The organism is Bacteroides cellulosilyticus (assembly GCF_020091405.1).
Lineage (GTDB): Bacteria > Bacteroidota > Bacteroidia > Bacteroidales > Bacteroidaceae > Bacteroides.
The window spans coordinates 2,523,885-2,540,000 of record NZ_CP081903.1 but is presented as its reverse complement, the minus strand read 5'-3'; the positions used below and the strand labels follow the sequence as shown (position 1 = coordinate 2,540,000).

The 16,116-nt window shown below is 44.8% G+C and carries 7 protein-coding genes, 2 tRNA genes and 2 rRNA genes (1 of these 11 cut by a window edge); 1 reads left to right on the top strand and 10 read right to left on the bottom strand.

The genetic code is table 11. From position 1 onward, the window contains the following. The 6 genes from K6V21_RS08895 to K6V21_RS08870 form a co-directional block, all read right to left on the bottom strand. Nucleotides 1-1,329 (bottom strand): 23S ribosomal RNA (locus tag K6V21_RS08895) (it extends 1,554 nt beyond the left edge of the window). A gap of 142 nt (nt 1,330-1,471) precedes the next feature. Further along, nucleotides 1,472-1,545, bottom strand: a tRNA-Ala gene (locus tag K6V21_RS08890). 31 nt (nt 1,546-1,576) lie between these two features. Further along, nucleotides 1,577-1,650 (bottom strand) — tRNA-Ile (locus K6V21_RS08885). A gap of 138 nt (nt 1,651-1,788) precedes the next feature. Further along, nucleotides 1,789-3,311, bottom strand: a 16S ribosomal RNA gene (locus tag K6V21_RS08880). The 16S and 23S rRNA genes sit together here with 2 tRNA genes alongside, the layout of an rRNA operon. A 1,091-nt stretch (nt 3,312-4,402) precedes the next feature. After that, nucleotides 4,403-4,876, bottom strand: coding sequence for a hypothetical protein (locus K6V21_RS08875; protein ID WP_224321529.1), 474 nt, complete (start codon nt 4,874-4,876; stop codon nt 4,403-4,405). A 432-nt stretch (nt 4,877-5,308) separates the two neighbouring features. Next, nucleotides 5,309-6,631 carry a VapE domain-containing protein gene (locus K6V21_RS08870; protein ID WP_410490267.1) on the bottom strand — a complete coding sequence of 441 codons (1,323 nt, stop codon included), beginning with the start codon at nt 6,629-6,631 and terminating at the stop codon, nt 5,309-5,311. Between the two features lie 332 nt (nt 6,632-6,963). Here K6V21_RS08870 and K6V21_RS08865 point away from each other — a divergent pair, with 332 nt between their 5' ends. Continuing rightward, nucleotides 6,964-7,611: an HU family DNA-binding protein gene (locus tag K6V21_RS08865; RefSeq protein ID WP_044272238.1), complete on the top strand. Its 648-nt coding sequence runs from the start codon at nt 6,964-6,966 to the stop codon at nt 7,609-7,611. Between the two features lie 102 nt (nt 7,612-7,713). On the opposite strand, the gene K6V21_RS08860 is transcribed toward K6V21_RS08865, so the two are convergent. The 4 genes from K6V21_RS08860 to K6V21_RS08845 form a co-directional block, all read right to left on the bottom strand. Then, on the bottom strand, nt 7,714-9,939 hold the full coding sequence (locus K6V21_RS08860) for an alpha-galactosidase (protein ID WP_224321528.1): 2,226 nt from the start codon (nt 9,937-9,939) through the stop codon (nt 7,714-7,716). A gap of 146 nt (nt 9,940-10,085) precedes the next feature. Beyond that, nucleotides 10,086-12,029 carry a RagB/SusD family nutrient uptake outer membrane protein gene (locus K6V21_RS08855; protein WP_224321527.1) on the bottom strand — a complete coding sequence of 648 codons (1,944 nt, stop codon included), beginning with the start codon at nt 12,027-12,029 and terminating at the stop codon, nt 10,086-10,088. 24 nt (nt 12,030-12,053) lie between these two features. After that, on the bottom strand, nt 12,054-15,410 hold the full coding sequence (locus K6V21_RS08850) for a SusC/RagA family TonB-linked outer membrane protein (RefSeq protein ID WP_224321526.1): 3,357 nt from the start codon (nt 15,408-15,410) through the stop codon (nt 12,054-12,056). Nucleotides 15,411-15,450: 40 nt separating this feature from the next. Beyond that, entirely contained in the window at nt 15,451-15,966 is a 516-nt protein-coding gene (locus tag K6V21_RS08845) for a sigma-70 family RNA polymerase sigma factor (protein WP_224322019.1), read from the bottom strand. Nucleotides 15,967-16,116: the final 150 nt, after the last annotated feature.

Here is a 16,116-nt window from a genome sequence, read left to right as displayed (position 1 = left end):
TTTCGGCGAGGGGGTTTCTCACCCCCTTTATCGTTACTTATACCTACATTTGCTTTTCCACACGCTCCAGCAAAGCTTACGCTTCACCTTCAACGCAGAGTGGAATGCTCCCCTACCGATGTTTGCACATCCCATAGCTTCGGTAAATTGCTTATGCCCGATTATTATCCACGCCAAACTCCTCGACTAGTGAGCTGTTACGCACTCTTTAAATGAATGGCTGCTTCCAAGCCAACATCCTAGCTGTCTTAGCAATCTGACTTCGTTAGATCAACTTAGCAATTATTTGGGGACCTTAGCTGATGGTCCGGATTGTTCTCCTTTAGGACATGGACCTTAGCACCCATGCCCTCACTCCTGATATAGAACTAATACGCATTCGGAGTTTGTCAAGACTTGATAGGCGGCGAAGCCCTCGCATCTTATCAGTCGCTCTACCTCATATTAGTATAAATCAAGGCTGCACCTAAATGCATTTCGGGGAGTACGAGCTATCTCCAAGTTTGATTAGCCTTTCACCCCCACCCTCAGCTCATCCGGAAGCTTTTCAACGCTTATCGGTTCGGTCCTCCAGACAGTGTTACCTGTCCTTCAACCTGGCCAAGGGTAGATCACTTGGTTTCGCGTCTACTCCTTCCGACTATCCGCCCTATTAAGACTCGCTTTCGCTTCGGCTGCAGGTCTCAAGACCCTTAACCTTGCCGGAAAAAGTAACTCGTAGGTTCATTATGCAAAAGGCACGCCGTCACAGTTTACACTGCTCCGACCGCTTGTAGGCGCATGGTTTCAGGGACTATTTCACTCTTCTGTTCGAAGTGCTTTTCACCTTTCCTTCACAGTACTGGTTCGCTATCGGTCTCTCGGGAGTATTTAGCCTTACCGGATGGTCCCGGCAGATTCACGCAAGATTCCTCGTGTCCCGCGCTACTCAGGATACCACTAGGGTTAAATTAGCTTCGTATACCGGGTTATCACCGTCTATGACTGAACTTTCCAGATCATTCTACTCACTAACTGTCGTCCCATGACGTGGTCCTACAACCCCATACATGCCGTAACACATATGGTTTGGGCTATTCCCCGTTCGCTCGCCACTACTAGGGGAATCATTATTTATTTTCTATTCCTACAGGTACTAAGATGTTTCAGTTCCCTGCGTTCGCCTCCATCAAAAGATGGATAATATCTCTTCAAGATATTGGGTTGTCCCATTCGGAAATCCGCGGATCAAAGGTCATTTGCACCTACCCGCAGCTTATCGCAGCTTATCACGTCCTTCATCGCCTCCGAGAGCCAAGGCATCCGCCATGCGCCCTTACTTACTTTTAGTCTTACCTAGCCGTATGGCTCGATATATACTTTCAGCTTGTTATAACTTTACTTTTTTTTGTACATCATGTCAAAGATCGTATGAGAAAAACTTCGACCAGTCGAAGTTAGGATTGACTAAAGTCTATCCTATTCTCAAGAGTGGAGAATAACGGATTCGAACCGTTGACCCCCTGCGTGCAAAGCAGGTGCTCTAGCCAGCTGAGCTAATCCCCCGAAGTAAGCAACCAATAGATTACCAACTGCGTAGTCCCAGGCAGAGTTGAACTGCCGACCTCTACATTATCAGTGTAGCGCTCTAACCAACTGAGCTATAGGACTGTCGAGTTCAACCTCGCCTTGCGGCTCGGCTTCTTCTTTCTCAATATATATTATATAAACAAGTACGCGTAGTGCAAGAGGTTCTCATGGAAGCATACGAAAAGAACCGACTTCTAATCTTCGTGAGCGTCGCTCCAGAAAGGAGGTGTTCCAGCCGCACCTTCCGGTACGGCTACCTTGTTACGACTTAGCCCCAATTACCAGTTTTACCCTAGGCCGCTCCTTACGGTTACGGACTTCAGGTACCCCCGGCTTTCATGGCTTGACGGGCGGTGTGTACAAGGCCCGGGAACGTATTCACCGCGCCGTGGCTGATGCGCGATTACTAGCGAATCCAGCTTCATGGAGTCGGGTTGCAGACTCCAATCCGAACTGAGAGAGGCTTTTGGGATTAGCATCACATCGCTGTGTAGCTGCCTTCTGTACCCCCCATTGTAACACGTGTGTAGCCCCGGACGTAAGGGCCGTGCTGATTTGACGTCATCCCCACCTTCCTCACATCTTACGACGGCAGTCTCTCTAGAGTCCTCAGCATAACCTGTTAGTAACTAAAGATAAGGGTTGCGCTCGTTATGGCACTTAAGCCGACACCTCACGGCACGAGCTGACGACAACCATGCAGCACCTTCACAACTGCCTTGCGGCTATAATGTTTCCACTATATTCAGTTGCAATTTAAGCCCGGGTAAGGTTCCTCGCGTATCATCGAATTAAACCACATGTTCCTCCGCTTGTGCGGGCCCCCGTCAATTCCTTTGAGTTTCACCGTTGCCGGCGTACTCCCCAGGTGGAATACTTAATGCTTTCGCTTGGCCGCTTGCTGTATATCGCAAACAGCGAGTATTCATCGTTTACTGTGTGGACTACCAGGGTATCTAATCCTGTTTGATACCCACACTTTCGAGCATCAGCGTCAGTTACAGTCCAGTAAGCTGCCTTCGCAATCGGAGTTCTTCGTGATATCTAAGCATTTCACCGCTACACCACGAATTCCGCCTACCTCTACTGCACTCAAGACGACCAGTATCAACTGCAATTTTACGGTTGAGCCGCAAACTTTCACAGCTGACTTAATAGTCCGCCTACGCTCCCTTTAAACCCAATAAATCCGGATAACGCTCGGATCCTCCGTATTACCGCGGCTGCTGGCACGGAGTTAGCCGATCCTTATTCGTATGGTACATACAAAACAGTATACATACTGCACTTTATTCCCATATAAAAGAAGTTTACAACCCATAGGGCAGTCATCCTTCACGCTACTTGGCTGGTTCAGACTCTCGTCCATTGACCAATATTCCTCACTGCTGCCTCCCGTAGGAGTTTGGACCGTGTCTCAGTTCCAATGTGGGGGACCTTCCTCTCAGAACCCCTATCCATCGATGTCTTGGTGGGCCGTTACCCCGCCAACAAACTAATGGAACGCATCCCCATCGGTTATCGAAATTCTTTAATAACAAGAAGATGCCTTCTCGTTATGCTATCCGGTATTAATCTTTCTTTCGAAAGGCTATCCCGGAATAACCGGTAGGTTGGATACGTGTTACTCACCCGTGCGCCGGTCGCCATCAACCTATTGCTAGGTCATGCTGCCCCTCGACTTGCATGTGTTAAGCCTGTAGCTAGCGTTCATCCTGAGCCAGGATCAAACTCTTCATTGTAAAAGTATTGTTATTACTAGTACGAATACTAGTGATTTTGCTCTGTTCAGGACGCTCGGTTTATTAAAAGTCTTCAAATTACCTATATATATAAGTTACTTGACGGTTCTTTTTTTATACCCAGAATGTACGTTCGGTTATTAATTATTCATTACTAACCACTGTAGCATTCTGCTCTTGTACTACTTGTATTGTTTATGTAAATTCTTCAAAGATCGCTTCTTTTTTTAAACTGCTTTTCTTTTCAGAAAGCGGATGCAAAGGTAAGAACTTTTAAGTATATCTTCCAAATAATTTCAGAAGTTTTTTTTCTTTTTTCTTTTTCTCGTCGTCTCTCTTTGCGAAAGGGAGATAAAAGAGGAAAGAGAAAGGAGTTCTCAACAACACCGGTTTCTTAATCAGCAAGTCAATTATCGATTGCCTTCGTTCGGAAAGCGGGTGCAAAGGTAAGAACTTTATCACATATCTTCCAAATGTTTCCGGAAGTTTTTTTCTTTTTTCTTTTAGAATGCTGTATTCTTGGTCGGAATTAAGGCAAAAGAAAAAAAAAACGTTGGAGTTCCTACGCCGTTTCTGTCAGAATGTCAATTTCAAGGCTTACCGTCTCTCGGAAAGCGGATGCAAAAGTAGGGCATATTACGATTCAATCCAAATATATCTATCACTTTTTCACCATATTTCTGAAACAATTTTGTAACTGGCTGATTGATAAGGATGTTGTAGAACATAAATTTGAAAGGAAGTATGAAAGGGGGTGGAAGGGGATACATTATATATATACGTGCGCGTAACATGTGCGCGTAGACGGAGGCGGGAAAGAGGGAAAATAGGGATATGCGGGTACGAGGAAAAGAAAAAAACAGGGGAAGAAGGGGCTGACAGGTAAGAAAAGAAAGATGAGCTCACCTACCACCTCCCCCCCTACGGGGTACTCCTCCTCCCGGGAGGAGGAGAAATGGATAGAAATAGAAAGGGAGGGCATACAAAAAAAAAGACGGAGCTCCTCACGAAACTCCGTACTCACAAGATGAAAAGGATTAAAAAAACAATATATACTGGTTAGATGAGGTATTAGTTATCAAGTTAGGTCTTTATTTCTTTTTGGAGAAGAGTAAATGCCAGAAAGAAGGCCAAAATTCAAATCGGCTACTGAGCGTAGACTTATAGTCTTCCACTATTTTCTGGTGCAACGAGTTCAAACGATCGGTAAGCTCTATCATTTTATCTAAATCAGCTTTTAGCTTAGCCTCCCACTGAACATGCAAATAATTCTCCTCCCGCAGATCATCATTCCTTTTTGCTAATCGGGAATTCTCCTGGTAAATCCAGTCTAAATGCCCTCTCGGAATTCGCTCAATAGTTTCATCATCAGGATAGGATTGTATCGATTTTAATTCAAGAGCTCTATCGAGTTCTTCAGTATCCACCAGCGGGTCCGGATCTTCAAAAGGATCCCTCCTTAAAGAAGAGATTGTCAAATAATTGAGCCGAATCCTTTCCCGGATTAACTCCTCAGTTACGCCGTATTTTTCGGCAGCTGCTTGTATAGAAAGCCAATTAGCCATATAGTGTTTGATTAAATAAGTTTCAAATCAACCCTATACGGCTATAATGGTTTATATTATAAAAGTACGGGGTCTTACTTCTTCCCCGTCAGTAGGTATGTGGAACCCGCAGCAAAGGAAGAGTAAGCCCGTACCAATAACTGATACAGGCTACGCTCATCCGACAGCTGCTAAATTTCCACATTTTACTGGCATCGGAAGAGGACATGTAAACCATGAAAGATATCACATGTCACGTGTTCAGTTGCAAAGATACGTTTTTTTTCACATTCAACAACAAAAGCATTCATTTGTTTCGAATTTCATCAAAAAAATATTCTCTAAAAACCGTTGAGTACCTATTCTTGTTTTCCTCAGTCAAACCAGCTTTTGCCATATTCATAGCGAGTATCCCTACCCTTCCACACTACCGAAACGCCCGATTCATCGGGGTTAGCGGGTGGAAGGGATATTTTCGGACAAAGAAATGACCGCATAATAATTCCCATAACGGCTACGTGAGCGGGAAAATCCCAATGGCGCCAACAATTGGGCAAACGCATTCGAATTAACTCCCCGCATGGCGGCCGGATTCTGTCTCTTCAAAACCTTGAAAATGTCTGCCGCGGAAAGGCGTTGCACCATTTCATCCCGATCTTCGGCTGTGGCAGGACGGAAACAGGCATAAAGCACTTCTTCCATTATGCTGCGACGCTGAAACATCTTATTATGCTCCTTCAATTCATGTTCTTCTTCTGCCGTAAACCAATATCGGGCACCCTTCAGAAGCTCCTGCTTCAACTGGGCATAGATTTGTTTGTGCACAATGCGGGAACAATCTATCTTCCCCTTCACTTCCACACAAAGAAAACGCCGGCTTCCCGTAGGATCGGATAATAAATCGAAACGGTTGCTTGTGCCTATGAAAGAGGCGATACGCGGCAGGTTGCGATAGTTTCTCTGATAGGCTTTACAAAGGTTCAGCTCCGCCATCTGCATCAGATTCTTCAGCAAAGGCATTTTAGAAGCGGGATATTTATCGAACTCGTCGAGATTCAGCAGACCCATTTCCGACATTTTGCGGGTAACGTTTCCTTTTGAAGTCAACTCCACTTCATCCGAATAGTAACGTGACAGGGTTTCAGGCATTAAACTCTTGCAAAAGGTAGATTTCAAACAGCCTTGTTCCGTACTGATAAGGATAGGAGCCACACTGTTAGCATGCTTTCCCGTTATGCCCAGCCATTGCGCAGTAAGGGCAAGCAGCCATATATGGAAGTGTTTTATCCACAATGGATCAGAAGAAACACGGTGCGCCAATGCTTCGAGACGGTCAATACCATCCCAGGCCGGAAGTTCGTCCAGATACAGAAGGAAAGGATGATAACCGGGTACACTGGTAGAATAGAGATAACGACTGATGTCTTTATCCCAACAGGCAATGCCCCGTGCATGCGCTTCGAGGCAGAAAGAATTCAGTTCCCGCCTGCCCACAGGTGCAAAAGGTTCTCCTCTCCCATCTGCCGGACGGTATTCGGTTTCTTCCGTCAGCAAATTATAACGAAAATCGTAGGTAGATTGCAGGAAGCGGTTTACCTGATCCGTCAGACTAACCGGCACGGTCTTTACACGTTCCGCAACAGGATGGTTTGTGGAACGTGCAACGGTAATATCCGTGTGCTCCACAATAGATTCCGGCTGATTTGCCAGCACTTTTTTTTCGTCTCTCCAACTCTCCAAAAAAGAGGTAATGAATCGCATTAATTTTGTCTTCATAATTCTGTTACTATTTTAGTGATTAATGCTACGAAGTTAGCATCATAAAAGGCCTGTTTGCAAACGTTTCAGAGAAATCCGTTCAACTAATCAGCGCTAGTAAAGCAGGTATATATTGTTGTGATTTCACATATGAGATCATCGTCTTTTGCATAAGGCATCCGCAGCGTTTGATTATAGTCAGCAGGCTTACTGATTACTGTCAGCAAGCTTGTTGATTGCAATCAGCAAACCTGCCGACTATAATCAAACGATATGAATGGTCCGTTCAAAATTTGCTCTTCCCTTATATATATGGTACATTTGCATCATCAATTGTAAAACGACAAGCAATGGCAATACTTTTTGAATGGTATGAGACTCCGGTACCGAACAATGAAACGGACGAAACTGAGAAAACAACAATCCATGCACGCATCACCCTCAATGGAAAAGTAGGAACCGACGAAATCCGCCGAAAAATACAGAAACGCAGCTCGCTGACTGAAACTGATGTGTCGGCGGTGCTCGACGCGCTTTCTCATGTGATGGGCGAGGAATTATCGGAAGGGCGGCAAGTACATCTGGATGGTATCGGCTATTTCTACCCCACACTGAAAAGTGAAAAAGGAATCACGAGGGAGACGGACCGGAAAAATGAAAAGGTGAGATTGAAAGGTATCAAGTTCCGTGCCGACCGTGCGCTGAAGGACGAGGTGGGCAACGTGAAACTGAAAAACTTCAGGCACAGCGGGCACTCCGGTAAACTGTCCGATGTAGAGATAGATATGCGGCTGAAAGCGTATTTTGCAGAACACCAACTGATGACACGTGCCGATTTCCAGCGTATATGCGGCTTTATGCGGTCGAAAGCTGCGGAGCACCTGAAACGGCTGAATGCGGAAGGAAAGATAGAAAATATAGGAAGGAAGACGCAACCGATATATGTGCCGGCGGCAGGATATTATGGAGTCAGCCGGGAGCGGCTCGTAACGAGATAAGTCAGCAAAAAGAACACCCTTCCACACGCTATGCCCGATGAATAAAGGGACGCAGCGGTGTGGAAGGGTGCTTCAAAAAAAGTGACGTGTACTGAACTTACGTTATTTGTTCACATCTGAAACGTTCACTTCTACCAGATAAAGTATTCTGCTGGAATAATCACTTTTCTTGTTTCTATCCACCAAATGATCGTAAGGAATTTCCAGACCGTTTGCCATTAAATATGCTCCACTGAATATCTGTCCTTCAAAACTTAATGGCTGATTGTCAATGCGGTTCAGTTCACGGATACGATATTTACCTTGCGGATTCAACCCCGCCATCTTCACACGCGGTAAATGTTGGTTGCGGAAATGTTCAGTCTTCCACCAATAAAAAACAGCCTTATCTTTTTCCGGAGATGTGTACATCAACGAGGCTACGCCCAACTTATCATAAGGTGATACCAGCCTATAAATATCTCCCAATTGAACTACCGGACGTATTTCCTTATACTCGGCTATGGCTTTCCTGCAAAGTTCCTTTTCTTCACCGGTCATGTCCTTGGGCTGTATTTCCATTCCCAAACGTCCGCTCATAGCCACATCAATACGGAATTTCAGTGGAATAGTACGGAAAGTCTGATGATTAGGGGTAGCGCTGATATGCGAAGCCATTGCTATGGCCGGAAAGAAATAAGAAGTTCCCCACTGCATATACACACGTTGCAAAGCATCGGTATTATCGCTCACCCAAAACTCGTCAAAATAGGGTAGTACTCCATAGTTCGCCCTGCCACCGCCCTGAGCGCAGGCCTGGATGGTCAGGTCGGGATATTTGCTGCGTATACGCTTACAAATTGACTCGAAACCCCGATGGTAGGCTATATACAGATGGCTCTGCTCTCCCTTATCCAGATAACCGGAGCCATGATTCATGATAGGCATATTCGCATCCCATTTGATGTAATCTATTTCCGGATGTTTTGTCATCAGATTATCCACTATACCAAAAATAAAATCCTGCACCTTAGGATTGGACAAGTCGAGCACCACCTGCGTTCCGCCTCTGCCTGTAACCAATTCATGCCCGGGAGCCCGGATCACCCAGTCCGGATGTTTTTCATACAGTTCACTGGTGGTATTCACCATTTCCGGTTCAATCCAGATGCCGAACTTAATGCCCTGTTTCTTAGCCTCATCAATCAATCCCCCGATACCCGAAGGCAGTTTTTCCTTATCAACGACCCAATCTCCCAAAGAAGACCGGTCTGTTCTGCGTGGATACTTGTCACCGAACCATCCATCGTCCATCACAAACAATTCACCGCCCAAAGAGGCGATATCCGACATCATCTGACTCATTCCAGTCTCATTGATCTTGAAATAAACTCCTTCCCAACTGTTCAGGAGTATCTTGCGGAGCTTTGTCCCGTTGGCCAGTTTATGCAGCCTGGCCCAGCGGTGGAAATTACGGCTGCTTCCGCTCAGTCCTTCATCACTATAAGTCAAAGCCAGTTCAGGAGTCCTGAACACTTCACCCGGCTTCAGGTGGTATGTCGAATTGTCTTCATTGATACCGGCATAAAAATGATGGTATTCGCTGTCGTCCGTGTCGATGCGCAATTTGTAGTTCCCACTATAACACAATGCCGCACCAATGACACGCCCGCTATTCTCAACAGGTTGCCCATCAAGCGAAAACATGATCTCAGCATGTGCCGTATGTGAATTGCGTACTCCATCTCTGTTCTTTATGACTTTCATCCCCGGCTCCAAAGGCTCTTGCAACAAGCGCCCTTCATTGGCCCAGGCTCCGTAAAGATGAGACAACCATACATTTCCCCGCCGGATGGGCAGATAAGCGGAAGCAAACTGATTGAGTGTCACGTTCTTTTTTTCCTGATGGCTGAGTTCGATCCATGTTTCTATGATATCCACATCCTGATAGGCTTTATAGCAGACCTTTACATAAAAGGGGTATACTTTGTCTTTCAAGGATATGATTGTCAGGTCAGCATCTTTCTGCCGACTGGTTTCTACGTTCACCACTTCCAGGCGAAGCGCCATACTGCCATCGCTGTGCTGTACGGCCAGAGCAGTTTCAGACGGACAATTCAAGCCATAGACCGGATAAACGGATAAATTACCTTTCTCAGCACTGTTGATTGCCCGGAAATCCGCCTCCGACAGTTTACTGCCATAATATATATATTTCAATTCCTCCCCGACCGGAGCCGAAAGTACCAAGGAGGTTTTAATGGTAGAAATTGATATATTCTGGGCACACAGACCACTTACCACACTACACAGCGCAGTCAGGAAAATGATTTTTCTAATAACGTTCATACTATATATGTTCTATTTGCACTAATTACAATTACATGAACAGAAATACTCAAAAGTACTCAGGAGACGTTACTTTTTGAGTATTTCTGTTTTATCGGTCAAGCATTTACCATGTATATTTTCTTTAGCGGTAAACTACTCTTCTATCAATATCCAGGATTCTGCAACAAAGCCGGGTTCAGCTGAATCTGTGACAAAGGAATCGGATACAGATAATTTTTACGTTGCATATTGAACTGAGACTTATCGTTGATAATCAGTGCCTTTGAGCCATCTTCCAATGTTTCAAAACCATATACGGCGGCAGCCGAAGAGTATAAGGCCTGAGTATTTCCACCTCCTTCATAGCTGAATGTTACCAACTCCGTATCTGTTCCGTCAGGATTCTTCACTACAATGCCCGAACGGTTAGTGTTCAATGCTTCTTCGGCAATTCCCCAACGCAGCAAATCATAAGGGCGCAAATTTTCATTGCGTAATTCTACAGCCCGCTCATTACGAATAAGTTCCAGCACCGTCATATTTCCGGCTTTACCGGTATTGGCCAGATAGTTGGCATTGGCTTGTGCCACGGATGCATTACTGATGCGGGCAGATCCGGCACGATCATGCAGCAGATTGATAGATTTATCCAGATCTTCATCAGAGATGGCACCATTCCCCAGTTCACATTTGGCTTCCGCATATATCAGATAAACTTCTGCCAAACGAAGTACAGGATAGTTATAGCCTTCATCCTCATCTCTATAATCCTTACGTTCCGAGCACATCTTGCGATTCTGAAAGCCCGTATACCCGGCATTAAGAACGATGGGATAATAAGGAGTACATGCCGAAGGGAAATCAAAGACCGTCACATAATCGGCTTTGGCATAAGTAGTTCGATCCGCACCGTTCGATCCCATGAAATAATAGGTATCTCCCGGCCTTTTGACGCATGAGGTCAGGCGCGAGTCGCGGTTATCGAAAATATCCGTCAGTTTATCGTACCCGTTGTAGTCCTTTGAATACAGATAGGGCAAACCATCCGTGGTGCAAGGGAACATATTCATCATCTTGATGGTGATGGCACTGGCCTGATTATTATCACCTCCAAAAGACTTGGTGACATTTTTGGCAATGCGGTTATTATCATGGTTATAAGCAATCTGGAGAATAAACTCATGGTTCTTATCTTTCTTGAAACCCATCGGATTCGTATCCTCATCCTCCAAATTGAAAAGGTAGTTATAGGCAATGCTTTCATACACCGTACCTTTGGCATTCCACAATTCATACTTTCCGGATACAATGATTTCATTGGCCAGTGAAGCCGCTTCGGTCAGCATGCTTTCCACACTTGGATAATCGGAAGGTTTGCTGCTTCCGGCTCCCTCCGAAGTTCCATTCCCATCAGTGGTGGCACCTACATATTTCTCCCATGTACCTTCGAACAGCAGCACCCGTGCCTTAAAGGCCTGTGCACCTTGCCGGCTCACTTTGCCGTCATAATCAGCCTCATCCGAAAGGTGCAGAATCGCATAATTCAGATCGTCCAATATCAACTTCACAACCTCATAACGCGAGTTGCGAGGGGCATACAGTTCACTGGAAGTGGATGAAAGAGACTCTGTAATGATGGGGACACCGCCAAATCGCTGAAGTAAATAGAAATACTGGTAGGCACGAAAGAAGCGGGCTATGGCAAGTGAGGCACTGATATCATCCGTACCGCTATATTCATCACCCTTTTCGATAACAACGTTACACTTACGGATTTTAGCATAGCACAATGACCAGTAAGTATCGTTTGTAGATGCAGCCTGCGTGCCGGCCGCTATGGAATGTACCCCGCTGATGATGTCGGAGTTATTATCCATGATGTCATAGAAGGTTCTGGTATATTTAGTCCCGTTGACCGTCTCCGACATATCTTTGAATCCGTAAAAGCTGTAAGTACTTTTGGCTGCCACTTCAAATTCCTTCGCACTTTTGTAGTAGTTGGCTTCAGTTTGCTGGTCGGTAGGAGTCAGATCCAGAAAATAATCCGAGCAAGAAGTCGCGCACAACACTATGGCGGTTGCAGTCATCGCAAATAATATCTTTTTCATGTTCTTTAATTTTTCAGTTAATAATTAGAAAGTCAAATCAACACCGAGCGTCCAACTACGGCTGAAAGGAAGGGTGGTTCTTGCACTGGTTCCCTTTTCCGGATCATATCCGTCCGACAGACCTGTGATTTCCGCTACGTTATCGCCCGAGAAATAAAATCTCAGTTTCTCTATCTTCCATTTACTTGTGATGGAAGAAGGAATGGTGTAACCGACAGTAATGTTTTTAAGACGGGCATACCATGCGTTCTGAATGGCAGTATCATTGTTGTCTACATTCCATTTATTCTTATCCTGCTGCAAAGAAAGACGGGCATACTCAGCATTCTGATTGTCCCAAGTCCATGTATCAAGGTGAGTGGTCAGGATATTGGTATAGTTAACATAGAAAGCACATGTGTTCATACCAGTATCACGCAGAATGTTACGTTTTCCCACTCCTTGCACAAATAAAGAAAAATCGAAGTTATTCCATCTGGCTCCCGCATTGAGACCGAAGTTGAAGTGAGGGTCCGAATCGCCATAGTGATAAACGTCTCCGGCTCCGGTATTCCCTTTTCCATTTGTCGTGTCATTGTCAGGATCAAGAATCAATACCTTCTTACGGTCGCCCGGACGCAGATGAGTGTTTGCACTGCTTTGCGCTACTTTCGCCAAGGCACTGTTTCCGGCATATTGCCTGTAGTAATCAGCAATCTCATCATACGAGGTAAAATAACCGTCAGTCTTGTAAACGAACAATGAATTCAACGGATAACCTTCGCGTACTTTCACCAGCCCCGCTGTCCAGGTATCTGTTCCTGCATAATCCACCACCATGGAACGGGCGTCACTCAAAGAAGCATTTACCCAATAATCCACTTTTCCTACACGGTCGTTCCAACCAATTACGGCTTCCCAACCTTTCACACGGAGTTTTGCATCGTTAGTGGCTGCCGGATTTGTTCCCAATACATCCGGATAGGTAAGGGAAACCAGCATATTATTGTTCTTCTTCTGATACCAATCGAAGCTACCGGTCAGGCGGTTACCAAACAGGGCAAAGTCAACACCGATATTCAGATTTTGCAATTTCTCCCAGGTACGTGAGTAGTCGGTCATTTTAGAAAGATAAGCAATTTGTTCCTGACCACCGTTGAAGTAGTAAGTACTCAGCGTGATGGCAGACAGATAGTCATAGTTGCCCAATTCGCTCACCGCACCACCTGTGACACCATAAGAAGCACGCAATTTCAGATTATCCAGCCATTTTACATTCTTCTTCACAAAATTCTCTTCAGAGATTCTCCATCCTACACTGGCGGCACCAAAGTTACACCAACGGTAGTCTACATGAAATTTAGAAGTACCGTCGCGACGTCCCAAAGCCTCAATCATATATTTCCCTGCATAATTGTAATTCAAACGGGTCAGATAGGATATATATCCTTGCGCATTAGAGCCGCCGGTTACTGTCTGGTTCGTTGATCCTGCCGATCCGGTATTCAGGTCAAACAAACCGTCGTATAGCAAATCCGTACGCTTGGCCGTCACGTTCTTGTAGGTTCTCTTCTCAGCATTGGCACCAACCATGGCAGCTACATTATGCACATTGCCGAATGTATGATTGTAATCCAGTTGCAAGGAGTAATTTTCATAGAAAGTGCGCTGGCTACGTTCCTGCGCATAGCTCTTTGTCCCTGCATTGACTACATTCAACTGCTCATTCACGTCATATCCTATCACCTCTCCATTTCCGTTCTTTTCTATATTTACGGCATAAGGTGCTCCTACATAATATGTTGTCTTATACTCAGTTTGCACATTATTATTCTTAATGAACGACATAGAACCGGTTGCTTTCAGGTCCTTGGTCAGCTGAGCTGTCAACGTATTGGAATAACGGAATGTCTCAAATTCTTGTTTTGCCCGTCCACCGGCCTGCATAGCCGATAAGGGAGAACGCCCGCAAACATAGAAATCATAATAATTTCCGGAAGGAGTATAGGCCGGTGCCGCAGGCGCATCATACATACCAGAGTTGTTACCATCAAGCCCATCGAGCGGGCTGTCTTTATAACGATTGCTATAAGAAATATTCATATTGAATACCAGCCACTTAGTAATATCATAGTCCGCATTCATACGTGCATTGTATTTTTTGATACCGTCGTCTGTAGCTATAATAACAGAACGGTCATCAGCATATCCCAAAGATGCCGACCAGCGTGCACGTTCGCTGGAACCCTGAATACCGATATTGTGCTGAGTGCTCCAGGTGGTACCATAAAGTAAATCCAACCAGTTATTTGACTCATAATAATGTATCAGATTATTAGTATCCACATAAGTAAATGGATCTCCAAGTGCCATTTTATCAATTACCAGCAGATTGGTATCATCAAAACTGACACCTGCATGGGGTGTCTTGCCACCTACTGCCAATACATTATTCCAGGTTTGTCCGTTGACGTAACGTTGTGTAATGACTTCCCCGCCATTCCCATCTGATTCTACAAAGTCCTGGTAAGAAGCCTCTGCCATGGTCGAAGCAAAATCTCTCATGCCTGCCAGCGGTATCATATTGGCGGGAGTATTGGCTGTAACCATCCCATTATACGAAATTCTCAGTTTGTCACCCTTCTTTCCTTTTTTCGTCGTCACCAAAATAACACCACCTGCCGCACGTGCTCCATAGATGGCTGCCGATGCATCTTTCAGTACCGATACATTCTCAATGTCATTGGGATTCAACGAGCTGAATTCCGTATTGCTGATAGCAGGAACTCCATCAATAATTACCAGTGGCTCTACCTTATTGGTAGAAGAAGCACCACGCAACTGAATAGTCATATCTTCATCACCCGGGCGGGCCGAAGTACGCGTAATGGTCAAGCCCGGAATCTGTCCCTGTAACCCAATAGCAGTATTTGATACCGGACGGCTCTCCAACACATCCCCACTTACCGATGCAACCGCACCGGTCAATGTAGCTTTCTTCTGAGTACCATACCCCACGACCACCACTTCGTCCAACAGTTCAGAATCCTCTTGCAGAATGATTTTAATATTCTTTTTACCGCTAAGGGATATTTCTTGCGTTTTATATCCCACAAAAGATACTACCAAAGTGGCATTAGGCGATGCACTCACTGTAAAATCACCATTTATATCCGTAATTATACCGGTTCCCGTTCCTTTTACCAAGATGCTGGCACCGATTACAGGCTCGCCATTGGCATCCACCACCCGACCGGTAACAGTACCGGTTTGCATCACAGCCTGCACTTCAGTGGCATCCGCCGCAAATACCTCCAGAGGACTACCCGCCATGAGGACAGAAGTCACCACCGTAGAGAACAAGATTCTTTTCGACGAGAATTTCAAAAATTCACTCTTCATAATTTATAAATTTAAAATTAACACTATTGATATTATCTAATTAGATGCATTGTTTTATGTACTCGCGCACTTCCTTACGGCTGATGAACAAATGATTTTCAACCGTACGCTGCGAAAGATTGAGCTTTTGTGAAATTTCCCGGACCGTCTTACCCTCAAAGCGGTTCATCGCATAAACCGTTTTACGCTGTGGCGGAAGCAAACTCAACTTATACTTCTCGCGAGACAATAAGTCATTAGCAATCACACGGCTTTCCACATCATCAGTACGTGCCATCGTATATTCATATATATAAGGTGTAAGAGCCTGAATTCTATAAAAACGGCGAAAGAAATCATTCACCAGATTACTGGCAATGATAAAAATAAAGGACCTGATTGTTTCTTTGCAAAGCATCTGATTATAATCCATCAAACGAAGGAATACATCTTGTGACAAGTCTTCCGCTTCTGCTTTATTATTCACTTTACGATATATATAAAGATATACCAAGTGGTGATAGGCTATGTAGGAATCGGCTATCAATCGGTCGGAAGTTATCACTGTATTTCTCATTTCCATATATTTTTGATTAACTTTATGCTGCAAATATAGAGCGCGAAAATCAAAAAAAGCCTCATCTTCACCTCCTATATATTCCACTCTATAGAGGCGGACAAAGTATACAGATAACAGACTATCAAACAATAAATTAGCAATAGAAGA

Excerpts from the sequence above, each read along its gene's own strand:
- K6V21_RS08875 (WP_224321529.1), bottom strand. The coding sequence starts at position 4,876 with ATGGCTAATTGGCTTTCTATACAAGCAGCTGCCGAAAAATACGGCGTA.
- K6V21_RS08870 (WP_410490267.1), bottom strand. The coding sequence starts at position 6,631 with ATGAAGACAAAATTAATGCGATTCATTACCTCTTTTTTGGAGAGTTGG.
- K6V21_RS08865 (WP_044272238.1), top strand. The coding sequence starts at position 6,964 with ATGGCAATACTTTTTGAATGGTATGAGACTCCGGTACCGAACAATGAA.
- K6V21_RS08860 (WP_224321528.1), bottom strand. The coding sequence starts at position 9,939 with ATGAACGTTATTAGAAAAATCATTTTCCTGACTGCGCTGTGTAGTGTG.
- K6V21_RS08855 (WP_224321527.1), bottom strand. The coding sequence starts at position 12,029 with ATGAAAAAGATATTATTTGCGATGACTGCAACCGCCATAGTGTTGTGC.
- K6V21_RS08850 (WP_224321526.1), bottom strand. The coding sequence starts at position 15,410 with ATGAAGAGTGAATTTTTGAAATTCTCGTCGAAAAGAATCTTGTTCTCT.
- K6V21_RS08845 (WP_224322019.1), bottom strand. The coding sequence starts at position 15,966 with ATGAGAAATACAGTGATAACTTCCGACCGATTGATAGCCGATTCCTAC.